The sequence below is a fragment of the Streptomyces sp. NBC_01017 genome, from assembly GCF_045162795.1.
Taxonomy (GTDB): Bacteria; Actinomycetota; Actinomycetes; order Streptomycetales; family Streptomycetaceae; genus Streptomyces; species Streptomyces machairae.
Window position 1 is genome coordinate 3,230,496 of sequence record NZ_CP108683.1, and the last position, 23,613, is coordinate 3,254,108.

The window sequence follows — 23,613 nt, forward strand, 5'->3', positions numbered from 1 at the left end:
TACGCATCGCGCCTCCTCCCGGCCCGCCCCCTCACAGCGCGCGCGGGCCCTCTGTGTGGCCTACGTAACTCCTCATGATCAAGGGATGTGACATCGACGTAACGGGCAATTCGTACGCTCCAGACAACACCCCGACCGCCGGAGAAGGGCAGCACGTGACCGAGACCACCTCCACGACTCAGGTCCGGACGGTCTGCACGTACTGCGGGGTCGGCTGCGGAATCCTGCTGGACGTCGGAATGGGGCCGGACGGACGGCGTACGGTCCTGAAGGCCTCCGGCGACAAGGCGCACCCGGCGAACGCGGGCCGGCTGTGCACGAAGGGCGCGACCACGGCCGAGATGCTCGCCGCGCCCGGGCGGCTGACCACGGCGCTGGTCAGGGACGACCGGGGCGAGGAGCCGGTGCCCTCCCCGATGGCCGCCGCGATCTCCGAGACCGCCCGGCGGCTGCGCACGATCATCGACGAGCACGGGCCGGACGCGGTCGCCTTCTACGTCTCCGGGCAGATGAGCACGGAGGCGCAGTACCTGGCGAACAAGCTGGCCAAGGGGTTCGTACGGACGAACCAGATCGAGTCGAACTCCCGGCTGTGCATGGCCAGTGCGGGCATGGGCTACAAGCTGTCCCTCGGCGCCGACGGGCCGCCCGGGTCGTACGAGGACTTCGACAGGGCGGACACCTTCCTGGTCATCGGCTCGAACATGGCCGACTGCCACCCGATCCTCTTCCTGCGCATGATGGAGCGGGTCAAGGCGGGCGCCAAGCTCATCGTCGTCGACCCTCGGCGTACCGCCACCGCCGCCAAGGCCGATCTCTACCTCCAGCTCAAGCCGGGCACCGACCTGGCCCTGCTCAACGGCCTACTGCACCTGCTCGTCGAGAACGGCCACACCGACCCCGGCTTCATCGCCGCGCACACCGACGGCTGGGAGGAGATGCCCGCCTTCCTCGCCGACTACCCGCCGGCCGCCGTCGCCGAGATCACCGGACTCGCCGAGGACGACCTCCGTGCCGCCGCCCGGCTGATCGGCGAGGCGGGCGAGTGGATGAGCTGCTGGACGATGGGCCTGAACCAGTCCACGCACGGCACGTGGAACACGAACGCCCTGGTCAACCTGCATCTCGCCACCGGCGCCATCTGCCGCCCGGGCTCCGGCCCCTTCTCCCTCACCGGCCAGCCCAACGCCATGGGTGGCCGCGAGATGGGCTACATGGGACCGGGGCTGCCCGGCCAGCGGTCCGTCCTCGTCGACTCCGAGCGGGACTTCGTCGAGCAGCTGTGGGAGCTGCCGCCGGGCACGCTGCGCGCCGACGGGGTCGGCAAGGGGACCGTCGAGATGTTCCAGAGGATGGCCGACCGGGAGATCAAGGCCTGCTGGATCATCTGCACCAATCCCGTCGCCTCCGTCGCCAATCGCCGTACCGTCATCGAGGGGCTGGAGGCCGCCGAGTTCGTCGTCACGCAGGACGTCTTCACCGACACCGAGACCAACGCGTACGCGGACGTCGTGCTGCCCGGCGCCATGTGGACCGAGGGCGAGGGTGTCTTCGTCAACAGTGAGCGCAATCTGACCTTGACCCGGCCGGTCGCCGACCCGCCCGGCGAGGCGATGGCGGACTGGCGGATCATCGCGGCCGTCGCGTGTGCGATGGGGTACGAGAAGGGGTTCTCGTACGACAGTGCCGAGGACGTCTTCGAGGAGATACGGCGGGCCTGGAACCCGGTGACCGGCTGGGATCTGCGCGGGGTGACGTACGAGCGGCTGCGGGCAACGCCCGTGCAGTGGCCGGCCGCCGACCCGGACGGCCCGCACCGCAATCCGATCCGGTACGTCGACCCGGCCGGCGGGCTGCGGTTCCCCACCGCGAGCGGGCGAGCCGCGTTCCACGCCCGGCCGCACATGCCGGCCGCCGAGATGCCGGACGACGACTACCCCTTCGTACTGAACACCGGGCGCGTTCAGCACCAGTGGCACACGCTGACCAAGACCGGCAAGGTCGCCAAGCTCAACAAGCTGAACCCGGGGCCGTTCGTGGAACTGCATCCGGCGGACGCGCGCGGGTTGGGGATCGCCGACGGGGACCAGGTGGAGGTCGCCTCGCGGCGTGGGCGGGCCGTGCTGCCGGCGGTGCTGACCGAGCGGGTGCGGCCGGGGTGCTGTTTCGCGCCGTTCCACTGGAACGATCTGTTCGGGGAGTATCTGAGCGTCAACGCGGTGACGAGCGACGCGGTGGATCCGATCTCCTTCCAGCCGGAGTTCAAGGTGTGTGCCGTCTCCCTGGCCCGGGTCGCGGCTCCCACGGCGGCTTCCGTGCCGGAGGTGCCGGAAGTTTCGGTCGTGCCGGAAGTGCCGGCCCTGACGCCGACAGCCGTCACCGCCGGCGCATCCGCCCCCTTCGGCCCCTTCGGCCCCTTCGGTCTGGAACCCGCGCCGCCGCCCGTCCTGTCCGCGCAGGAACGCCTCTACCTCACGGGGTTCCTGGCCGGCCTCGACTCCGGCGCGCCCGGGGTGCCCGTGCTCCCGCCGGAGGCCCCCTTCAGCCCCGAGCACGCGTTGTGGGTCAACGGCGTCCTGGCCGGCATGTACTCCCGCACGGCGGCGCAGCCGCGTACGCCGCAGGGCCGGGATGTCGTCGTGCTGTGGGCCTCGCAGACCGGGAACGCCGAGGAGTTCGCCACCGCCACCGCCGAGCGGCTGGGCGCGGCCGGGCACCGGACCACGCTGGTCGGCATGGACGAGGCCGATGTCCGCGCCCTCGCCCGCACGGCGGACCTGCTCTTCATCACCAGCACGTTCGGCGACGGCGACGCGCCCGACAACGGAGCCGGTCTCTGGGACACCCTGTCCGACGACGAGGCTCCGCGGCTGGACGGGGTGCGGTACGCCGTGCTCGCCCTCGGGGACTCCTCGTACGACGACTTCTGCGGGCACGGGCGCCGGCTCGACACCCGGCTGGGCGAGCTGGGCGCCGTGGCCCTGGCCCCCCGCACGGACTGCGAACCGGACTACGAGCCGTCCGCCGGCGCATGGCTCGACCAGGTCCTCACGGCGCTCGGCGGCACGGACGCCCCCGCAGTCGAGAAGCCGAAGGCCGAGCCGAACGCCGGGCCCAAGCCCGCCCCGACCGCCGCCCGCCTGGTCGGCAACCGGCTGCTCAGCCGACCCGGCGGCGGCAAGGAGGTGCGGCGCTTCACCTTCGACACGAGCGGCACCTCGCTGACGTACGAGGCGGGCGACGCGCTCGGCGTGCGGCCGGTCAACTCGTCCGCGCTGGTGGAGGAGTGGCTGGCCGTGACCGGAGTGGACGGCTCAACCGCCGTGCAACTGAACGGTGTTGGCGAAGCCTCCTTCGCCGAGTCCTTGTACCGGCACCTCGACATCACGCGGATCACCCCGGACCTGCTCCGTTTCGTCGCCGAACGTGTCCGCGACGACCGGGAGTTGCGGCGGCTGCTGCGGCCCGACAACAAGGACGGTCTGGCGCAGTGGAGTTGGGGGCGGCAGGCCGTGGACGTCATCGCCGAGCACCCCGTGCGGGCGGACGCCGAGGAGTGGGCCGGGGTGCTCCGGAAGCTCCAGCCGCGCCTGTACTCCATATCGTCGAGCCCGCTCGTCGACCCGCACCTCGTATCGCTCACCGTCTCGGTCGTCCGGTACGAGAACCTGCACGGCCGACCGCGCGGCGGTGTCTGCTCGCCCTTCCTGGCCGACGCCGAGCCGGACACCGAGGTGCCGGTGTTCGTGCAGGCGTCCCCGCACTTCCGCCCGCCGGCGGACGCCTCGACGCCGATGGTGATGGTCGGCCCGGGCACCGGTGTCGCGCCCTTCGTCGGCTTCCTCCAGGAGCGGCGCGCGCTCGGGCACCGGGCGCCCAACTGGCTGTTCTTCGGCGAGCAGCACCGGGCGAGCGATTTCTACTACGAGGACGAGCTGACCGGGCTGCTCGACGAGGGCACCCTCGCCCGCCTCGACACCGCGTTCTCCCGCGACCAGCGCAACAAGGTGTACGTCCAGGACCGGATGCGCGAACACGGCCCCGAGCTGTGGCGCTGGCTGCAGGACGGCGCCCACTTCTACGTCTGCGGTGACGCCTCGCGCATGGCCAAGGACGTCGACCGGGCCCTGCGCGACATCGCGGTCGCGCACGGAGGCCTGGAGGAGGCGGAGGCGTCGGCGTACGTGAAGCAGTTGGCGGCGGCGAAGCGTTACGTCCGGGACGTGTACTGACCCTGCCACCGGGGCCCTTGCCCTTCTCGCCCGCCTCACACCGGACTCTTCACCACCCCTCGGCGCCCAGCTCACCGGGCCGGATTACGGTCCGGTGCCGTGCAGTCGGCAGAACAGCAGCCGGTGACGCGCGGCCGGCGGCCGCAGTGGTCGGTGCTCGCCTCCGCGGGACCGGAGTCCCCCGCACAGTGGCACCGCGTCCTGACCCTCCTCGCGGACACCAGTGAACCGGTACTGGACGGCCGTACAGGGGCCGGCCACACTGCCCGCGCACGCAACGGCGCGCCATGAACTCCGGCCGCCGGCAGGGCGGTTCGTACTCTCGCGCCGTCCGGGCGTACGGATCCGGCTGCGGGCCTTCACGGCCGTACCGCAGACGCTGTCGAGCGCCGACGTCAGGCTGCGGCCGTCCGCGTGAAGCGGAGCGTGGTGGCGATCGTCGTGAGGCCGCGCATCATGCCGAGCTGGTTCCAGCTCATGCCGAAGTGCTCGCGGTCCACGGAGAACTCTGCGTCCAGGGTGAGCGACCCGTCGTCGGCGCCGACGAGGCGGCCGGTGAAGGAACTGGGCCGGCTGATGCCACGGACGGTGAGCTGACCGACCACGTGCACGCCGTCGCCGTCGCGGAGCTCGGCGCTGCGGACCGCGAAGGTGATCTCGGGGTGGTGGGCGGCATCGAGGAAGTCGGCCGAGCGCAGATGCTCGTCGCGCTTGGCGTTGCGGGTGTCCAGGGAGGCGGCGTCCAGGGTGATCGTGCCTACGGCAGATCCGTCGGGCCGCACCTCGCCGTTGCCGGTGACGGCGGCGAAGGTGCCCTTCACGGTGACCAGGCCCCAGAACGTCTTGTGCCGGACGGCGACGGTGGAGGTGGTGCTGTCGAGCTGCCAGGTTCCGGTTTCGACGGCGACGGTCATGATCTCACTCCTGAATCCGCATGAATGCGTAGTCCAAATTTGGATGACCCCACGCTAGCCGATACTCCAAAATTGAACAACAGCTACACTCGAATCCATGGCCGACAGCCCCGACATCCCCGACTGCCCCTCCGCCTCCGGCAACGGGCTCCTGCCCGCCGAGCTGCACGCCTGGATGCTGATGCTGGCCGCGACGGGGGCCGTCGAGCAGGAGCTGCGCTCCGTCGTCAAGGAGCGGCTGGACGTCTCGCACGACGAGTTCCTGGTCCTGTGCCTGCTCGCCGCGGACCCCGGGGAAGCCCAGCGCATGACGCGGATCGCCGAGCTCCTGGGCCGGCCCAAAACCCGGCTCACCTACCAGATCGCCTGCCTCCAGCACGCCGGCCTCGTCACCCGCAAATCGGTGTGCGGCGACAAGCGGGGCGTCGAGGTCGCCCTCACCGAGAAGGCCCGGGGCCTGCTCAAGGAGGCCTCCGGGATCCTCGCCGAGACGGTCAAGGAAGCGCTGGCCCGGTTCATGGGCCCCACCCAGCGCGAGGCGATGTGCGCGCTGATGCCCGACTTCGCGGCGGAGGCGACGCCGGAGTAGCCCGCGCGTGGGCGCCGGTGCGGTCGTCCGAGTCCCGCGGAGGCGCCCGGTTGCTGCGGGTAGGGCGGTTGGGAGCGCGGCTCCAGCCCCTGCGCCGAACGTTCCTCAGGGAGCCGGCGTCATAGCGGTAGCCGCGTCGAAGGGACTGCCGCCATGACCGCCGTATCCCGGTCCACCCGTGCCGTGTTCAGTGCCTCGCTGATCGGAGGGCTGCTCTGGGCGGTCGCCGCGTGCGGCGCCGAGACAGCGAAGAGCACGTCGGCTCACCGTCGGTCCAACTGGCAGGAGCCCTCCGCCTACACCTACACGCTCCACTCCAGCGAGGGGGAACGGAGCTTGATCGGCACCTTCCGGATCACCGTCCGCGACGGCGCCGTGGTCAAGGCGGCCGGCCTCGACGACAGCGGGCGACGCGTGGCGCAGGACATCCCCGACGCGGTGCCCACCATGGGGGAACTCCTGGAGGAACTGGAGCAGGCACGGCGGGACGACGCGGACGTGGCCGAAGCGGAGTACGCGGCTGAGGGGCATCCGGCGCGGATCTCGCTGGACTGGGAGAAGGACGCGATCGATGACGAGGCGCTCTATGTCATCAGCGCCTATCAGCAGCTCGGGTGAGGTCGCCGGTCTTGGGGGGTGGAAGGTCCTGCGGCCCTGCGTGTTGGCCCCCAGCCGACTGTGTCGGCCGGGGGCCCGTCAGCGGCTTGCCCCCCTACTTCGGGTCGCGGTTGAACACCGACTTGGACCAGACGTAGCCGAGCGCGGCCAGTCCGACGCACCAGGCCACGGCCAGCCACCCGTTGTGGCCGATCTCGCTCCCCAGCAGCAGCCCTCGCAGGGTCTCGATGGCCGGCGTGAACGGCTGGTACTCGGCGATCGGCTGGAACCAGCCCGGCATCGCATCGACCGGTACGAAGGTGCTGGAGATGAGCGGCAGGAAGATCAGCGGCAAGGCGTTGTTGCTGGCGGCCTCGGCGTTCGGGCTGATCAGGCCCATGCCGACCGCGATCCAGGTGAGCGCCGTGGCGAAGAGCACGAGCAGTGCGAACGCCGCGAGCCATTCCAGGACGGTGGCGCCGGTGGAGCGGAACCCGATGGCGACGGCGACGGCGCCGACGAGGACCACGCTGAGGATCGACTGCAGCACGCTGCCGATCACGTGTCCGATGATCACAGAGCCGCGGTGGATGGCCATCGTGCGGAACCGGGCGATGATGCCCTCGGTCATGTCGTTGGACACGGACACCGCGGTGCCGATCGTGGTACTGCCGATGGTCATCAGCACCAGGCCCGGCGTGAGATACGCGATGTACGCGGAGCGGTCGGCCCCGCCCCCGCCGATGCCGGCGCTCATCACATCCCCGAAGACGTAGACGAAGAGCAGCAGCATCATGATCGGTGTGAGCAGCAGGTTCAGAGTGAGCGACGGGTAGCGGCGCGCGTGCAGGAGGTTGCGGCGCAGCATGGTGGAAGAGTCGCGTGCGGCGAGGGTGAGGGAGCTCATCGGGCGGTCTCCTTGCGCTGGTTGGGCTGGTTGGGCTGGGCCGGCACATTGCCGCCGGTCAGGGCGAAGAAGACGTCGTCGAGGTCCGGGGTGTGCACGGTGAGTTCGTCGGCCTCGATGCCGGCGGCGTCGAGCCAGTCGAGGATCGAGCGCAACTCGCGCTGACTGCCGTCGCTCGGGATCTGCAGCGACAGTGCCTCGTCGTCCCGGGTGGCCTCACCCAGGGCCAAGGCGGCCGACTGGTACGCCGCCGGGTCGGAGAAGCGCAGCCGGATGTGTCCGCCCGGGATGAGCCGCTTCAGCTCTTCGGCGGTGCCCTCGGCGGCGATCTTCCCGTCGTTGAGCACGGCGATACGGTCGGCGAGTTCGTCGGCCTCCTCCAGGTACTGCGTGGTGAGGAAGACGGTCACCCCGTCGGAGACGAGCTCGCGGATGATCTGCCACATGTTGTGCCGGGCACGTGGGTCGAGACCGGTGGTCGGCTCGTCGAGGAAGATGATCCGCGGGCTGCCGACCAGGGTCATGGCGATGTCCAGGCGCCGCTTCATGCCACCGGAGTAGCTCTGAGCCGGCTTCTTGGCGGCCTCGACCAGGTCGAAGCGCTCCAGCAACTCGGCGGCGACGCGCCGCCCTTCGTGCTTGGACAGGTGGTGCAGGTCCGCCATCAGGAGCATGTTCTCCTCGCCGGTGATCAGCCCGTCGACGGCGGAGAACTGCCCGGTCACGCCGATCGCGGCACGCACGGCCTGCGGTTCGGCGGCGAGGTCGTGACCCGCGACCCGGGCCTGTCCGCCGTCGGCGGTGATGAGGGTGGACAGGATCTTCACGGCGGTGGTCTTGCCGGCACCGTTCGGACCGAGCAACGCGAACACGGAGCCGGCCGGGACCGCGAGGTCGATGCTGTCGAGCACGGTCTTGTCGCCGTACGACTTGCGCAGGCCGACGGCAGAGACTGCGGCAGGTGACGGACGACCGTCGCCCCGCCTGGACGTGGGCATGACAGATGAAGGCATGGGGCCCTCCGTTGAAGGCTGAGGTGAAAGCTGATGTGAAGGCTGGTGTGCGTTGCTGAAGTACGCGTTACTGAAGTGCGCGGCAGACGGGGCCGGTTGGGTCGGGGGCGACGCTCAGACCTTCGCGCGGCGGATGTCGATGTTGCCCCAGTTGGTCCGTGCGTGGACCTTGACGGTGTCCTCCGCCCGCTCCGGCGCCTCGGACTCGGCGAGCATGTTGCGCACCTGCCCACGGTTGGAGCTGACGTCGAGCCAGGCGGCGGTGCCCTCGCGAATGCCGATCTCGATGACGCCGTTGGAGGTTTCCAACTGGACTTCGCCGCGTGCGACTTCGGCGACGCGCAGATAGCCGTGGGTCGCCGTGCCGTTGACCGACGCCTCGGCGCGCCCGACATCGATGCCGCCGTGGGCGCCGCTCAGCCGCAGCTCGCCGGTCACGACGCCGACGGTCGTAGTGCCGTGCGAGTTCTTCAGGACGGCAGGCCCGTCGATGGTGCCGACGCGGACGTTGCCGGTGTTGCTGGTGATCTCGGCCATGCCCTCGATCCGGTCCACGGTGATCGAACCGTGCGACGCGGTCAGCTTCACCGGGCCGGTCGTGTCGAAGCGGACGTCGCCGACCGAGGTCTTCACACGGACCTCGCCGAGCCGGCCCACGCCCAGCACCTGGGTCCAGGCGCCGGTCGTGTCGACGTGCGAGCCCGCGGGCAGTTCGACGGTCACGTCGACCACGCCGGTGCGGCCGAGGCCGAACAGATTGGCCTTGGGCGTCCTGAGGGTCAGTACGCCGCTCACGTACGTGACCTCGGTCTGGTCCGCCGTCCGCACGTCCGGGTCCCTCTTCGGGTCGCGCGGCTGCACCTCCACGACGGTGTCGAGGCGGTCGCCCGCGATGAACTGGATGGAACCGGCCTCCAAGCGAGCCGTGACCGAGATCGCTTCAGGAGTGTCGAAAGAAGGCATGGCTGTCCCGTCCTCATGAGTCCTTGGGCCGTCCCCGCTGGTGGGACGTGGTGTGGGTGAACTGGTTCGGTTGAAGGGTTCGCGTGAAGCGGTACGGCTGAAGCTGTACAGGTGAAGCGGTGTTGGGAGAATCGACGGGGGCGGGGCGCGGTCAGCGCACCCAGCCCGTGAAGCTCTGCCCGAGGGTCTTGGCCTTCTCCGGCGTGCGCGGCCGGGTGCCGCCCTCGACCGCGGCCGACACGGCGCGCACCAGCCACGCGTTGACCGACAGCCCCTCACGACTCGCGGCCTCCTCGGCGCGGGCCTTGAGGTGGGCCGGCAGACGCAGGTTCACGCGCGCGGTGGCACCCTCATCGCCGTCGACCGGTGCCGGGGCCTTGAACGGTTCGACGGGCGCGGCCGGCTCCGTGGGGGCGTCGCCGTAGTTGGGCGGCGGTGTCACCACGAAGTCGGGGTCGAGCCCCCGCAGCCGTACGTCGACCGAGCCCGGTGCGAGGTCGCGGGTGATCTCGTCCATCGCGGCCGAGAGCACATTGAGCATGGTCAGGCGGGTCGCCGACTCCAGCGGAGCGGTCAGCCGCTCCGCCAGCTCGCGAGCTTCTTCGCCACCGGCTTCGGCGGCCACCGCGAGTTCGCGGCGGAGAGTGTCGACATACGGCGTGAGGTCCATGCCGTCATAGTGGCACCACTTTGGCACCATGCGCAAGCACCTCGGGCAACGCATGCCCGCCTGCCCCACCTAGTGGCACCACGTGGTCCACCGGACACCACTGGACTGGCCAAACCCCAGGACTGACCGACACGTGACCGGACTCGTCACCCGAGACTCAGCCCACCCCCAACCGAGGCCACAGCCTCACACCCACCCCCAAGGGCCGGCCCAGCAGGCACGACAGACGGATGACGCACCACCGTGACACCCCCGCCGACACGGAGGGGCCACAAATAGCCCCCCAATGGTGCCACCCGTGTGCCATCATGGCGCCACAGGGGGCACCCCTCGGTCTCCCGGCCGAGGGGTGCGCGTTTCGCGGAGTGAGCCATCAAGGGGTGGTCGGACCATGGAGACAGCACAGAGCCGGCAGCAGGCGGCGCCCGGCGCCTTCACCGCCTTCGCCCGCTTCGTGATCTGCGGCGGCGGGGTGGGGCTCGCCTCCAGCTTCGCCGTGGTGGCCCTCGCCTCCTGGCTTCCCTGGGTCTTCGCCAATGCTCTGATCACCGTGGTCTCCACGCTCCTCGCCACCGAGTTGCACGCCCGCTTCACCTTCGTCGTGGGTGGGCGCGCGACCTGGCGTCAGCATGCGCAGTCGGCCGGGTCCGCGGCGGCCGCGTACGTGGTGACCTGCGTGGCGATGCTCGTCCTGCACCAATTGGTGGCGGCGCCCGGTGCGGTGCTCGAGCAGGTCGTCTACCTGTCCGCCTCCGCACTCGCCGGCGTCGCACGGTTCGCGGCACTGCGACTCGTCGTCTTCACCCGGAACCGCTCTCAGGCCGCCGCCACCGTCGGCACCGCCCCACCCGTGCCCACGACCGTGGCCCACGCCTCGACCCCGGCCGACCCTGCGGTGCTCTGCTACGCCGCTTGACCGTTACCCGGGCTCTCGCGCCCTCTCCGAGGAGTGTCAGGAGAACTCGTCACTGCGCGGCGCGACACGGAAGTCGAACGCGAGCGTCCCGGGATCAACGGCCGTCGCCCCGCCATCGACGGTGAGCACGGCGCCATTGACATACGACGCCGCCGGGGACAGCAGCCAGCAGATCGCCTCCGCGATCTCACGCGGCTCACCCGGCCGGCCCAGGGGCAGGAGTCTGGTCACCTCCTCATAGGCGCTCGCCACGCCGTCTCCCTGCAGATCCGCTTCCTCGGCGAAGCGCGCCATGCGCCGGTCGGCCATCTCGCTCCGTACCCAGCTCGGACACACGATGTTGGCCCGCACCCCCTGACGCCCGTAGTCGACGGCGACGGAACGGCAAAGCTGGAGGAGGGCTGCCTTGGACGTGGCGTACGGGGCGTTGCTCGTGCCGTTGCGCAGCGCGGACACCGAAGCGACGGCGACCACCGACCCGCCGGCCTCCACCAAGTGCGGGATCGCCGCGCGCAGGAGCAACAGCGGGCCGGTGACGTTGGTGCGCATCACCTCGTCCCAGTCCTCCAACGACAAGTCGCCCACGGTTCCACCGCGCCCGATGCCCGCATTGAGCACAAGTCCGTCGAGTCGTCCATGAGCGTCCAGGGCTGCTCGAACGAGACCCTCGGCGGCTTCGGGGTCCCTCACGTCGGACGGATACGCGAGGGCCCCGGTCTCCCGTTCGAGACGCCGCAACGGCTCGCTCCTCCGACCGGAGACGACCACGTGGTGACCTCCCTCGCGCAGCAGGCGTACGGCGGCCTCTCCAATGCCCGTACCGCCACCGGTCACGATGACAACTCGCTTGTCCGTCACTGCTGTTCTGGCTCCTTCGGGATCACAAGGTGGATCCGAGCCTAGAGCCCACTGATCCATTGCTGACGGCTTTGAGACAGCCGTCGACATGAACCGCGTGGCCGTCCGACACGAAGCCGGTCCACTCCGGATCGCGCATCCGGTCGGAGCTCCGCGACGACATCCACGCACGCCGGCCTGCTGCCTCCCGCGCCGGCCGAATGCCGTTCGTCAGTCGGGCCGTTGGGTGCGGTTCTCGTGAGCCAGGCCGTCCGGGCGGGCAGACGTGCGCGGGCCGAGGGGAAGGACCAGAGCCCGCAGCAGCACAGGGGCCGACGGCCGGAGGGCCATGGGATCCGACGGCCGACGGATCGCCCCGATGTCGTGCCATCCCCACGACAGGAAGGCGTCGAAGACCGGAGCGTCGGCTTGGTCGACCAGTGTCACCCCGAGCGAGGCGTGGTGGTCGGCGAGCAGCCGTTCCTGGAGCCTGCGGGCGAGGCCGTGGTCGTGGTCGTCCGTATGGGGATGCACCACGATCTCGGTGACCGCGAAGACGTGGCCGGACGCGGTGAGCTGTTCGATGCTCTGCGGAAGGGGCCCGTCGAACCCCTTCCACCAGGTCCCCTCCCGCGGTACGGGGAATCCGTAGACACACCCGGTGAAGGCCGTGTCCTCCGCGATCAGCAGGGCGAATCCGGCCCGCCGGATGTCGCCCGTGAGCCGCCGCAGAAACGCCTCCCGGCCTCGGTATTCCTGGCCTGCCTGCGCACGTGAGGACTCCACGTACAGATCGGCCAGGTCCTCCCGCAGCGTCTCCGCCTGCCAGCGGTTCAGTCGGCGCAGACGTACCGCGTGTGCGGGAGTCGATGTGTTCCCGCCGCCCCCTGGCGGCACCCGGCGGGGCGGGCCCGTCACCGGTGCACCGCCCGCGGCAGCGGGAATCCGGCGTGCCGGTGGTCGAACTGCGTGGAGCTCATGGAGCAGGAACCCGGAGCCGGTGATCTCGATGATGCGGGCCAAGGCCGGCGGCGGATAGTGCAGTCGGAGGACGGTTCCGGAATCGGTGGCGAGCTGGGATGCCTTGAGGAAGGCGTTGAGTCCGCCGGCGTCGCAGAAGGTGACCGCCGTCAGATCGACGTCGGCGGTGCGGATGCCGTCGCGCAAGCATGCGGCCAGTGCGGCGCGCACGAGAGGGGCGGTGGTGAAGTCGATCTCACCTGCGAGGGTGATCAGCACGCGAGTGGTGCGGTCGTGCCGGTGGACGTTCAGTTGTGGGTGGGGCACGGCTCCTCGGTTCTGACTGCACAGTGCCCGTCGGGGAGTGCCGCGTGGTGGGGCCGGTCCGGCCCTCGCGGCGTGCCGCCGATACGGGGGGTGGTACGCGGTGACGGGTGAACGGCCGGTCCGGAAGCCTGGGTTGGCGAGCGCGGCGGCGGATGGCGGATCGGTCGTCCGGGATGTGCGCCGTGGGATCGGACGGAGGGTCCGCGCCCGGCGGGCATCGTGTCCTGCGGGGGTGCCGCCCGAGGCCCGGACGGCACCGTCGGAAGCCTGATCAGCGGACGGGGCCGGCGGGGGCCGGGGGCGGTGGGGCACAGGACACGGGAAGACCCCGGCCTGTCATGTGCGGTGCGGCGGCCGGGGTCCTGGGCTGCGGACGGTGTTTTCAGTTCAGTCGGGGCTGTCAGTTCGTTCGGGGCTGTCAGTTCGGTCGGCTCGGTCTGTTCGTGCGGCTCGGGCCGTCCTGACGAGGGTGACGGCGGCCTGCGGTGCCGCTCGCTCCCGCCCGGCCGTGGGCCTTGCGCGGAGCCAACGGGTCCGGTCCCGGGATCGGCATCCCGGAACGGCCGTAGTGGAAGGCAGCCATGCCGTTACTGTGCTGCAAGTTGAGCAAGTGGATGAGGAGCACCCCGAAGGCGATCACCGCGAGGGTCACGACCACGATCACGAATGTCTGCATGGTCCTCACCTCGCCATCGGCTGATGCGGCAGCGCGGCCGTCACGGTCGGGATCCGGGGACGTGCGGCCGGATCGCGGGCCTCATGGCCTCCTTCGGAGTCCCAGACCGCTTCCACGGCCCGGTCCGTCTCGGACACCATCCGCAGGCGCGCCGCCTCCTCCATCAACCGGCTCGCGGTCGACATGCCCAGTGGGTCGCTCGCGGCGGCCATCAGCCAGGCGGCGGAGACGGGAGTCGTCTGCGGCGGCACCACCAGGAGGTTCCAGCGGCCCGTGCGGTACGAGAGCAACAGCAGTTCGTGCGGGTCCTGCTCGGCCAGGAACCAGCCCACCTTCACCACGTGCCCGGCGACGGACACCTTGCGCGGAACGACCGGCCAGTGGACGGGATTCACCGTGACCCGCGTGATCCGCCCCCACAACGGATCCAGTACGGCCGTCAGGGAGGGGAGTTCGGACTCGAGATCGCGGGAGCGCGGCCACCAGGCGCCGTCCAGCAGAGCCGGTGCGGGGCCGGTGGGAGCGAGCGACAGACGCAGAGAGGACGAGGAGAAGGCACGGTCATCGGCTTCGGCTTCAGCTGTCGGCGGGAGGGAAATGGTCGCAGTCATGACGCGAACCCTGCCCCGGGCCGGTCATGACCGGCCCGGCGTATTCAATCGCCGAAAACGACACGAGCTGGAAGCCTGTGCGCGAAATATCCTCGGTGATTTCAGCCTACTCCTCGAACAAACCCAACGGACCGAACGGCCAATGGAGAAACAGTCCCATGCGTCCCTGCACGGGGCCGGCGTCCCAGAGGCAACAGTCCGGTCGCGCTGTCCGGTCCGCCCGGCTCCTGCGGGGAGTAGCGTGAAGCCATCGGGAGCACTTCGTACATCGGCTCCGATGCCGGTGCCGTTCCCGGGGAGCGACGACATCGGGCAGCTGTTCTCGCGCAGGAGTCCGGAGACGGGTTTGCGCGATGTCCGCGACCACCTCTCACGCCCCAGTGCGGGCCGTTCCCTTCAGGGCCCCGACCGCGCGCCTCTCGTTGAGATCCGCGAGCTCTTCCGGAGGGCCCACCGAGTTGGACGGCGCCTGGTGGCCCTGTTCACGTGACCTGCCGAGCGAGCTCTCCGCCTTGGCGGACGTGCTGGATCCGCTGTGGGGGCGGATCACCCGTATCGCGGTCAACCCCCGCCACTGGCCGATGTTCCCGCCCCGGGTCGTCGTCAACGGCCATGTGGTGAAGGTCGGTTGGTTCACCTCCGAGCTGGATCCGCACGGGATCACTCTGCTGTCGTACACCGCGGGCCGATGGGACCTTCTGGTGATCCCCCCGGAGACCGGCGCCTCCTCGGCCGCCCGGCTGATGGCCGCCGCGAGTGCTGACAGCGGTCCGCCGACCACCGCGACCGCGCTCATGACGGCGGAACGGGCCCGCCACGCACGCGGGGCAAGAGCCGGGAAGGGCCGGAGTGGCGGTGCCCTCTGGTCCCACGGCCGGAATCAGCAACGAGCAGTCGGGACGTGACTGCACGCACAACGCGTCGCCCGCCGCGGCCGGGCAGCGCAGGAGCGGGGTCCCGTCACACGGGATACCGTCCTGGCGCCGGTTCCGACCGCCGGCGGCGGCCGCCATGGGCGGCTCCGCGGCCTGCTCAGTCGTATCCGGAGGCACGACCAGCAGGTCCCAGCGCCCCCGGCCGGGGGCGAGCAGGACGATCGTGTGCGGGGCAGGATGCCGCCACGGTCCTGCGCAGGCGTACGACCTCGTTGAGGACCAGCATCCGGCCGGGCACCGCGGACCACGTCGCCCCGTTGACGGTGCCGCTGGTGACGTGACCATGTGCGCGGCTGCATTGCGGTGGCGAGACAACGCTCCGGGACCGGTCCGAATTCCGGCATGGACATTCCCGCACAGGAATTCCCGCACAGGAATTCCGGCATACGAAAAGTCCTCGTCCCGTCCACCGTACTCCCGCCTGTGCGACCACCACGCCCGTTTCGGAAGCGGCATCGCGTTCACACGGACAGAGCCCCCGATGAAAACCACTGGTCGTGGGCAGGAATTCGGGCGTGCACGGGTGGTGGCAACCATGGCAACACTGCACCAGCGGAAGAGCTACCGCGAAGCGATCATGAAAATCCTGTACGAGGGCATGGAAGGCAGAAGCCTTCCTGATGCTTCCGGGGCCAAGCTGCGTGACGATCTGGCGATCCCTGAGCAGGATCTGGCCGCGGCCTGCACTTATCTGGTGGGCGAAGGACTTGTCACGGTCCGCTGGGCCCATGGAGACACACCCGCGACGGTCACGCTGACACATGAGGGGATACGGCTCATGGAGGCCGAGGAGGAGGATCGCGGCTGACCCTGCGGGGCCAACGCCAGAGGGCCGGTACGGAAGAACCTGCCCACCGGGACGGAGGTGGGCGAGCGGGATCTCGTATCGGCCGTGCGAGCCGGTTCCCGTCAGGGGACCATCGGTACTGGGGACCATCGGTACTGATGTGTCGGTTCCCCTGATGCGCCCGCGGTCTTCGGTGGGAGGCTGCCATGGCTGGAGGGCGGCGTGGTGAAAGATGCGGTGCCCGGTGCGGGAGGTGAGGGACGGTCGTGGCCGGCGGCCGAGCCGGACTTCTGGCGGCAGGTCGTCGAGCAGCTGAGCACAGCCCTGATGGTGGTGAATCCGGCCGGCCGGATCCTCGCCGTGAACTCGGCCGCAGAACGGCTGCTGGGCCGAGCCGCCCGCGCGATACGCGGGCAGGACGCGCACGAGCTGCTGCACCGGGACACGAACGGCGGACCGCTCCTGCGGGAGCGGTGCCCGCTGCTCCGGGCGCTTACCGAGGGGGCCGCCGCGCGCGGGGAGGGCGATCGCTACGTGCGCGGTGACGGTCGCCTGGTCACGATCTCGTGGTCCGCTTCTCCCCTGACGGACGGCGGCGCGTTCAAGGGCATGGCCGTGCTGTTCACCGACATCACCGGCGACCGCATCGCGCGCCGGGAGCGTGCGGCCTATGCGAGTGCTCTGGAGGACCTCAACGAGCGGCTGACGCTGGTCGCGGAGATCACCGACGTCCTGGGTCAGACCCTGGAGACCGGCGATGCCCTCGCCCGGCTGGGCCGCCTGCTGGTTCCCCGCCTCGCCGACTGGGCGGCGGTGGACCTCCGGACCGGTTCCGGGCAGGTCCACCGGGTGGCGGTGACCGGCCCCGCGGGCCGGGACGCCAGGCTGGAGGGCGGGCGCGAGCGCCTTCCCGAGACCGAGGAGGCGGAGGGCTCAGCTCTTGTCCAGGTGCTGCACGGAGGTGATCCCGTACTGCAGGACGCGCAGGACGCGCAGGACGAGACGGAGACGACCGCATCGCCCGGCTCTCCCCTGGCCGCCGCCCACAGCGACTTCCTGCGGAGGGTGGGTGCGGCGTCCGCCATCACGGTGCCACTGGGCTCCAGTCGGCAGATCACCGGCGCCCTGACGGTGGTGCGCACCGATCCGGCGCACCCTTTCGACGCCGCCGACCTGGAGGTGGTGAGTGACATCGGCCGCCGGGTCGGTCTGGTCATCGACAACGCACGGCGGTTCGGCCGCCAGCGCGCCGTCGCCGAGGCCATGCAGCGCAACCTGCTCGCCCCGCTGCCCCAGCCCGGCCGTCTGCGGCTGGCCGCCCGCTACCAGCCCGCCCCAGCCGGCTCCCAGGTCGGCGGCGACTGGTACGACGCGTTCGAGCTGAAGGACGGCACGCTCGCGCTGGTCATCGGCGACGTCGTGGGCCACGACCTGACCGCGGCGGCCGGGATGGCCCAACTGCACGGCATCCTGCGGTCCCTGGCCTGGGACCACACCGGACCGCCCGGCGCCGTCGTCGACCGGCTCGACGACGCCATGCCCGCCATCACCACCGTCCCCATGGCCACCCTCGTCCTCGCACAGGTCGAGGGCCACCCGCAGACCGGCCCATGGACACTTCACTGGACCAGCGCCGGACATCCGCCGCCTCTCCTCCTGCCCCCCGGCGGAGACGCGCAGTACCTCGAAGCCGGACAGGGACTCGTCCTCGGCGCCCCAGTGGGCACCGGGGGCCGGCCGGACGCCACGCACCCCCTGCCGCCCGGTTCCACCTTGCTGTTCTACACCGACGGGCTGATCGAAATCCCCGGCAGCGACCTCGACACCGGCCTCGCCCGGCTGCGTCGCCACGCCCTCGCGCTCGCCCACACACCGCTGGACACGCTGTGCGACGAGCTGCTCGCCCGCATGCCGCCCGGCAGCACCGACGACGTGGCCCTGCTCGCGCTGCGTCTGCCGGAGCCGTGACGGAGGACGCCATCAGTGAGTGGTGAGTCCCCTCGGCGTGCCCTTGGAGGATCGCCGCCGACTTCACCGACTCCGGCGCCAAGAACGGCGACAAGTCCTCCACCCCGGGCTACTTGTTCACCATCAGGCACGGCATGCACTGGTCAGCCTCGGCCTCCACCGTCGGCAGTGAGGCCCGCCAGGCCACCCTCCTCCACGCCGGCCGTACCGCTCTCGCCGCCTGAGACGGACCCGTATCCCTGGCCGGCGCCTCCGCAGGTCAGGCCCCCTTGGCAGCCGGCTCCAGCACCGCCACACACTCCACATGATGAGTCATCGGAAACAGATCGAACGCCCGCAGCATCCGCACCCGATACCCCCCCTCCCGGAAGTACCCCAAATCCCGCGCCAACGCCGCCGGATCACAAGCCACATACGCGATGCGCCGCGCCCCCAGCGACGCCAGATGCGCCACCGTCTGCCGGCCGGCGCCCGCCCGCGGCGGGTCCAGGACGATCAGGTCCACCTCGGTGATCCCCGTACGCGGAAGTACCGACTCGACCTTGCCCTGCTCGATCCGCACTCGGTCGAAGTCGGCCAGGTTGTGCCGGGCGTCCTCCACCGCGCGCTTGCCGGACTCGATGCCGAGGACCGCGCCCTTGTCGCCGAGGCGGTCGGCGAGGGCGCCGGCGAAGAGGCCGACGCCGCAGTAGAGGTCGAGGGCCATCTCGCCCTTCCGGGGCAGCAGGCCCTGCATGACCGCCGTCACCAGGGTGTCCGCGGCCTTCGGGTGGACCTGCCAGAAGCCGCCGCTGCCGACCCGGTGGGTACGGCCGTCCGCGCGTTCGCGGACGAAGGGGCGGCCGTGGACGCGGTGGACGCCGCCGTCCTTCTCGCCGACCCGCATCACCGAGACCGGCCGGTCCAGTTCGACGATCGGCAGGCGCCCGCCGGGCCTCGGCGTCAGGATCACCTGGCGGTCCTGCGAACCGGTCGCCGCGATCGCCTCCACCCCGGCCATGCCGGACCAGTCGCGCTTCTCGATGCCGAGTTCGCTGACGCCCTCGGCGGCGATCATGCAGTGGTCGATCGGCTCGACGTCGTGCGAGCGGTGCCGGCGCAGTCCGGCGTGGCCGTCGGCGTCGACGGCGTACTGCACGCGCGTCCGCCACTGCGGCACCTGCCCGGCGGGCAGCTTGTCGCCCTCGGCGGGCATGACCGTGCCGTCCCAGCCGATGTCCTCGGGCGTGAGTCCCGCGAGCCGCTGCAACTGCTCGGCGATGACCTCGCCCTTCATCCGGCGCTGCGCCCCCGGCTTGGCGTGCTGCCAGTCGCAGCCGCCGCAGCGGCCGGGCCCGGCGAAGGGGCAGGGGGCCTCGATGCGGTCCTTGGACGCCGACAGGATCTCGACCGCGTCGGCGCGCAGGAAGCGGTCGCCCTCATCGCCCTCGGTCACCCGGGCCACGACGCGCTCGCCGGGCAGGGTGTGCCGGACGAACAGGACCTGGCCCGCGTCGGTGCGGGCGATGCAGTGCCCGCCATGGGCGACGGGGCCGATCTCGACCTCGTACTCCTCCCCCACCAGCGACTTCTTCTGTTCTGCCTGCATGGTGGGGTGACTCCAGATCGAGAGGCGGGACGGCGCGGCCCTCGACGGCGCTCTTCAGCGGCCCGGGCCTGACAACAGCCCACCAGTCTACGTGCTCCCGGCCGCGCCCCCGGCCCGCGTCAACGCTGGGGCCCCTGTCAGCACTGGGCCCCGTCAGCGCTTGGCATCCGGCTCCGCGGGCTCCTTCGGCCGTTCCTGGGCCGGCCCCCGCCGCACCGCTCCCGGTGCGTTCCAGTCCTGCCGCTTGCGGGCCCGCGCCTTCGCCGCCTCGGACGACTGGAGCTGGTAGGGCACCGAGGTCACCATGATGCCCGGCGTGAACAGCAGCCGGCCCTTCAGCCGCAGTGCGCTCTGGTTGTGCAGCAGATGCTCGTACCAGTGGCCGACGACGTACTCGGGGATGATCACGGACACGGCGTCGCGCGGGGACTCCTTGCGCAGCCCCTTCACGTACTCGATGATCGGCCGCGTGATCTCGCGGTAGGGCGAGTCGAGCACCTTCAGCGGTACGTCGATCCCACGCCGCTCCCACTCCTCGCGCAGCGCCTTGGTCTCCGCCGGGTCGACGTTGACGCTGAGCGCCTCCAGGGTGTCCGAGCGCATCAACTTGGCGTAGGCCAGGGCGCGCAGGGCCGGGCGGTGGATCTTGGAGACCAGGACGACCGAGTGCACGCGGGACGGCCGTACGCTGTCGTCGCTCGGGCCCTCGGGGGCGGCGAGTTCCTCGGAGACGTGGTCGTAGTGGCGGCGGATCGCCGTCATCACGCCGTAGAAGATGACCATGCCGAGCAGCGCGACCCAGGCGCCGTGCGTGAACTTGGTGACGAGCACGACGATCAGGACCAGGCCGGTGAAGAAGGCACCGAAGGTGTTGATCGCGCGGGAGCGGATCATGTGGCGGCGCTTGGCCTGGTCCTTCTCCGTCCGCAGCAGGCGGTTCCAGTGGCGGACCATGCCGGTCTGGCTGAGCGTGAAGGAGACGAACACGCCGACGATGTACAGCTGGATCAGGCGGGTGGAGTCGGCGCCGTAGACCCACACCAGCAGCATGGCCGCGCCCGCCAGCAGCACGATGCCGTTGGAGAAGGCGAGCCGGTCGCCGCGGGTGTGCAGCTGCCGGGGCAGATAGCGGTCCTGGGCGAGGATCGAGCCGAGCACCGGGAAGCCGTTGTAGGCGGTGTTGGCCGCCAGGAACAGCACCAGCGCGGTGGCCGCGGCGAGCACGATGAAGAAGAAACTGCCCTTGCCGAAGACGGCCTCGGCGACCTGGGTGATCACCGGGTTCTGGACATAGCCGGAGCCGACCGCGACGCCGTCCTTGATCAGGTCGACGGCCGGGTTCTCGGCCATGCGGACCTTGGTCACCATGGCGAGCGCGATGATGCCGCAGAACATGGTGACGGCCAGCAGGCCCATCATCGCGAGCGTGGTCGCCGCGTTCTTCGACTTGGGCTTGCGGAAGGCCGGCACACCGTTGGAGATCGCCTCGACACCGGTGAGCGCGGCACAGCCGGAGGAGAAGGCGCGCAGCAGGAGGAAGACGAGCGCGAAGCCCGCGAGCCCCTGGTGCTCCGGCTTGATCTCGTACGACGCCGTGGGTGCCCGCATGGTGTCGTCGAGGATCAGCCCGCGGAACGCGCCCCACGCGATCATGATGAAGACGCCCACGACGAAGACGTACGTCGGGATGGCGAAGAGGCCGCCGGACTCCCGGACGCCGCGCAGGTTCATCACCGTCAGCAGCAGGATCACCGCGGCGGCGCACTCGACCTTGTGCTCGACCACGAACGGGATCGCGGAGCCGAGGTTCTCGATGCCGGAGGAGATGGAGACGGCGACGGTCAGGACGTAGTCGACGAGCAGGGCGCTCGCGACCGTCAGGCCCGCCTTGGGGCCGAGGTTGGTGGTCGCCACCTCGTAGTCACCGCCACCGCTGGGGTAGGCGTGCACGTTCTGCCGGTAGGAGGCGACCACGGTGAACATCAGCACGACGACCGCGACCGCGATCCAGGGGCTGAAGTGGTACGCCGACACGCCCGCGATGGAGAGGACCAGCAGTACTTCTCCGGGCGCGTATGCCACGGAGGACAGCGGGTCGGAGGCAAAGACGGGCAGTGCGATGCGCTTCGGCAGGAGCGTTTCCGCCAGCCGGTCACTGCGCAGCGCGCGCCCGATCAGAATCCGTTTGGGCACGTCGGTCAGTTTGGACACAACAGAGAATCGTAGGCCCCCTGCCTGGGCCGGAGCACATCCGGGTGAAATCACGCGCGGCGCCGGGGTGAATTCCGGGCCGCGCTCGTGCCTTGCGCCGATCCGTTCGGCGCCCCCATGCCTCCATGACCTGCGCCTGAACGCTCATCACCCCGCCTGAACGCTCATCACCACCGGGAGACCTCATGTCGCAGACGACCGCTCAGCTCGTCGGAGTCCTCGTCTCGCTCGCCGGCCTCGGCGTCCTGACTCTGGCCAGCCTCCGCAGCTTCAACCGCCGCTGAGCGGGCGGGCGCTCAGGGCGGGCGCGAAGGGGGTGGGACGCCCCGGTCGGCCTGTCGGACCCGGAGGTTACGGTGGACGCAGGCACACGCGAGCCCACGATCCGTACCGCGGGGGATCATCGACGGGATTCCCCGGCATGATGTTGCCCAGCGGTCCCCGACCGGCCCGCGCCTGTTGCCCGGCGAACCGAGAGAAGGATATGAGCACCACGTTCACGCAAGTCAGACGCCTCACGAGGAGTGCGGGGTAAGCGCCGTGCACATCGTCATCATGGGTTGCGGAAGGGTGGGCTCCGCTCTTGCCCAGACCCTGGAGCAACAAGGGCATACGGTCGCCGTGATCGACCAGGACCCCACCGCGTTCCGCCGGCTGGGCCCCGGGTTCGGAGGCCGCCGGGTGACCGGCGTCGGCTTCGACCAGGACACCCTGCGCGAGGCGGGCATCGAGGAGGCGGGCGCCTTCGCCGCCGTCTCCAGCGGTGACAACTCCAACATCATCTCCGCGCGCGTGGCCCGCGAGATGTTCGGCGTGGAGAACGTCGCGGCCCGGATCTACGACCCCCGTCGCGCCGAGGTCTATCAGCGCCTCGGCATCCCCACCGTGGCCACCGTCCGCTGGACGGCCGACCAGATGCTGCGCCGCCTGCTGCCCTCGGGCGCCGAGCCGCTGTGGCGTGACCCCACCGGCGGCGTGCAGCTCGCCGAGGTGCACGCGTCCACGGACTGGGTGGGCCACAAGATCAGCAGGCTGCAGGAGGAGACGGGCGTCCGCGTCGCGTTCCTGACCCGGCTCGGTGAGGCGATCCTGCCCACCTCGCAGACGGTGCTGCAGGAGGGCGACCTGGTGCACGTCATGATGCGCACCGACGAGGTCGACAAGGTCGAGGCGGCGTTCGCCAAGGGTCCCGAAGAGGAGGGCGGTCACTGATGAGGGTCGCCATTGCCGGTGCCGGTGCGGTGGGCCGCTCGATCGCGGGCGAACTGCTGGAGAACGGCCACGAGGTCCTTCTGATCGACAAGGCGCCGACCGCCATCTCGGTCGAACGCGTCCCGCAGGCGGAGTGGCTGCTGGCCGACGCCTGCGAGATCACGTCGCTGGACGAGGCAGCCCTCCAGCGCTGCAACGTGGTGATCGCCGCGACGGGCGACGACAAGGTCAACCTGGTCGTCTCCCTGCTGGCGAAGACGGAGTACGGCGTACCGCGCGTCGTGGCCCGCGTGAACAACCCCAAGAACGAGTGGCTGTTCAACGAGGCCTGGGGCGTCGACGTGGCCGTCTCCACCCCCCGTCTGATGTCGGCCCTGGTCGAGGAAGCGGTCTCGGTCGGCGACCTGGTCCGCCTGCTGCGCTTCAGCCACGGCGACGCCAACCTCGTCGAACTGACCCTCCCTGAGGAGTCGGCCCTCGCCGGCACCCAGGTCGGCGACGTGGAATGGCCCCAGGACACCTCCCTGGTGACCATCATCCGCGGCACCCGGGTCCTCACCCCGTCCCGCGAGGACTCCCTGGAAGCTGGCGACGAACTCCTCTTCGTGGCCGCCCAGGCCAGGGAGGAGCAGCTGGAGGACCTGCTGTCGGTGCGGCGCGAGGACGCGGCGGGCTGACCCAGCGGGCATACGACGACGGA

The 23,613-nt window shown here is 70.6% G+C and carries 21 protein-coding genes and 1 pseudogene; 10 read left to right on the top strand and 12 right to left on the bottom strand.

Annotated features, from left to right (window positions below; translation table 11 throughout):
* Positions 1-155: 155 nt before the first annotated feature.
* Positions 156-4,232, top strand: a complete 4,077-nt coding sequence (locus tag OG331_RS14780) for a molybdopterin-dependent oxidoreductase (RefSeq protein ID WP_406196085.1) — start codon at positions 156-158, stop codon at positions 4,230-4,232.
* A 99-nt stretch (positions 4,233-4,331) separates the two neighbouring features.
* Positions 4,332-4,523 (top strand): hypothetical protein, encoded by a 192-nt coding sequence (locus OG331_RS14785; RefSeq protein ID WP_406196088.1) that lies wholly within the window; start codon positions 4,332-4,334, stop codon positions 4,521-4,523.
* Positions 4,524-4,627: 104 nt separating this feature from the next.
* Here the strand turns inward: OG331_RS14785 and OG331_RS14790 are convergent, their stop codons facing one another.
* A complete protein-coding gene (locus OG331_RS14790) occupies positions 4,628-5,146 on the bottom strand; it encodes a YceI family protein (protein WP_406196091.1) in 519 nt (172 codons plus the stop codon).
* Between the two features lie 97 nt (positions 5,147-5,243).
* Between OG331_RS14790 and OG331_RS14795 the strand changes: the two genes are divergently transcribed.
* On the top strand, positions 5,244-5,735 hold the full coding sequence (locus OG331_RS14795; protein ID WP_406196094.1) for a MarR family winged helix-turn-helix transcriptional regulator: 492 nt from the start codon (positions 5,244-5,246) through the stop codon (positions 5,733-5,735).
* Between the two features lie 153 nt (positions 5,736-5,888).
* Positions 5,889-6,353, top strand: coding sequence for a DUF6174 domain-containing protein (locus OG331_RS14800; RefSeq protein WP_406196097.1), 465 nt, complete (start codon positions 5,889-5,891; stop codon positions 6,351-6,353).
* 94 nt (positions 6,354-6,447) lie between these two features.
* On the opposite strand, the gene OG331_RS14805 is transcribed toward OG331_RS14800, so the two are convergent.
* The 4 genes from OG331_RS14805 to OG331_RS14820 all read right to left on the bottom strand — a co-directional run bounded on the left by OG331_RS14805 (position 6,448) and on the right by OG331_RS14820 (position 9,885).
* The gene (locus tag OG331_RS14805) at positions 6,448-7,239 is read right to left on the bottom strand and encodes an ABC transporter permease (protein WP_406196099.1); all 792 of its coding nucleotides are present in this window, start codon (positions 7,237-7,239) and stop codon (positions 6,448-6,450) included.
* A complete protein-coding gene (locus OG331_RS14810; RefSeq protein WP_406196101.1) occupies positions 7,236-8,252 on the bottom strand; it encodes an ATP-binding cassette domain-containing protein in 1,017 nt (338 codons plus the stop codon). Before OG331_RS14810 ends, OG331_RS14805 begins: the two co-directional genes overlap by 4 nt.
* Before the next feature lie 114 nt (positions 8,253-8,366).
* The gene (locus tag OG331_RS14815) at positions 8,367-9,215 is read right to left on the bottom strand and encodes a DUF4097 family beta strand repeat-containing protein (RefSeq protein WP_406196103.1); all 849 of its coding nucleotides are present in this window, start codon (positions 9,213-9,215) and stop codon (positions 8,367-8,369) included.
* A gap of 151 nt (positions 9,216-9,366) precedes the next feature.
* Positions 9,367-9,885, bottom strand: coding sequence for a hypothetical protein (locus OG331_RS14820; protein ID WP_406210037.1), 519 nt, complete (start codon positions 9,883-9,885; stop codon positions 9,367-9,369).
* Positions 9,886-10,276: 391 nt separating this feature from the next.
* On the opposite strand from OG331_RS14820, the gene OG331_RS14825 reads away from it, so the two are divergent.
* Complete coding sequence (locus tag OG331_RS14825) at positions 10,277-10,801, top strand: hypothetical protein (RefSeq protein WP_406196106.1); 525 nt, start codon at positions 10,277-10,279, stop codon at positions 10,799-10,801.
* 36 nt (positions 10,802-10,837) lie between these two features.
* On the opposite strand, the gene OG331_RS14830 is transcribed toward OG331_RS14825, so the two are convergent.
* The 4 genes from OG331_RS14830 to OG331_RS14845 all read right to left on the bottom strand — a co-directional run bounded on the left by OG331_RS14830 (position 10,838) and on the right by OG331_RS14845 (position 14,212).
* Entirely contained in the window at positions 10,838-11,659 is an 822-nt protein-coding gene (locus OG331_RS14830) for an SDR family NAD(P)-dependent oxidoreductase (protein ID WP_406196109.1), read from the bottom strand.
* Positions 11,660-11,869: 210 nt separating this feature from the next.
* Positions 11,870-12,925, bottom strand: coding sequence for an STAS domain-containing protein (locus tag OG331_RS14835; protein WP_406196112.1), 1,056 nt, complete (start codon positions 12,923-12,925; stop codon positions 11,870-11,872).
* A gap of 418 nt (positions 12,926-13,343) precedes the next feature.
* Positions 13,344-13,601, bottom strand: a complete 258-nt coding sequence (locus OG331_RS14840) for a hypothetical protein (protein ID WP_406196115.1) — start codon at positions 13,599-13,601, stop codon at positions 13,344-13,346.
* 5 nt (positions 13,602-13,606) lie between these two features.
* Positions 13,607-14,212: a DUF5994 family protein gene (locus OG331_RS14845; protein WP_406196118.1), complete on the bottom strand. Its 606-nt coding sequence runs from the start codon at positions 14,210-14,212 to the stop codon at positions 13,607-13,609.
* Between the two features lie 458 nt (positions 14,213-14,670).
* Between OG331_RS14845 and OG331_RS14850 the strand changes: the two genes are divergently transcribed.
* Entirely contained in the window at positions 14,671-15,117 is a 447-nt protein-coding gene (locus OG331_RS14850; protein WP_406196121.1) for a DUF5994 family protein, read from the top strand.
* Positions 15,118-15,267: 150 nt separating this feature from the next.
* Here the strand turns inward: OG331_RS14850 and OG331_RS14855 are convergent.
* Positions 15,268-15,684 (bottom strand): annotated as a pseudogene (locus OG331_RS14855) (hypothetical protein); the annotation flags it as partial.
* Here OG331_RS14855 and OG331_RS14860 point away from each other — a divergent pair.
* Both OG331_RS14860 and OG331_RS14865 read left to right on the top strand, forming a co-directional pair.
* Entirely contained in the window at positions 15,683-15,955 is a 273-nt protein-coding gene (locus OG331_RS14860; protein ID WP_406196124.1) for a hypothetical protein, read from the top strand. The pseudogene OG331_RS14855 and the gene OG331_RS14860 overlap by 2 nt on opposite strands.
* A gap of 201 nt (positions 15,956-16,156) precedes the next feature.
* Complete coding sequence (locus tag OG331_RS14865) at positions 16,157-17,902, top strand: SpoIIE family protein phosphatase (protein WP_406196126.1); 1,746 nt, start codon at positions 16,157-16,159, stop codon at positions 17,900-17,902.
* Between the two features lie 259 nt (positions 17,903-18,161).
* Here OG331_RS14865 and OG331_RS14870 read toward each other — a convergent pair whose 3' ends face one another.
* Complete coding sequence (locus OG331_RS14870) at positions 18,162-19,490, bottom strand: class I SAM-dependent RNA methyltransferase (RefSeq protein ID WP_406196128.1); 1,329 nt, start codon at positions 19,488-19,490, stop codon at positions 18,162-18,164.
* A 153-nt stretch (positions 19,491-19,643) separates the two neighbouring features.
* Entirely contained in the window at positions 19,644-21,701 is a 2,058-nt protein-coding gene (locus OG331_RS14875) for an APC family permease (RefSeq protein WP_406196131.1), read from the bottom strand.
* 540 nt (positions 21,702-22,241) lie between these two features.
* Here OG331_RS14875 and OG331_RS14880 point away from each other — a divergent pair.
* Both OG331_RS14880 and OG331_RS14885 read left to right on the top strand, forming a co-directional pair.
* A complete protein-coding gene (locus OG331_RS14880; RefSeq protein WP_328422468.1) occupies positions 22,242-22,913 on the top strand; it encodes a TrkA family potassium uptake protein in 672 nt (223 codons plus the stop codon).
* Positions 22,913-23,590 (top strand): TrkA family potassium uptake protein, encoded by a 678-nt coding sequence (locus tag OG331_RS14885; protein ID WP_062670424.1) that lies wholly within the window; start codon positions 22,913-22,915, stop codon positions 23,588-23,590. The genes OG331_RS14880 and OG331_RS14885 overlap by 1 nt, the downstream gene beginning before the upstream one ends.
* The last annotated feature ends 23 nt before the right edge of the window (positions 23,591-23,613 follow it).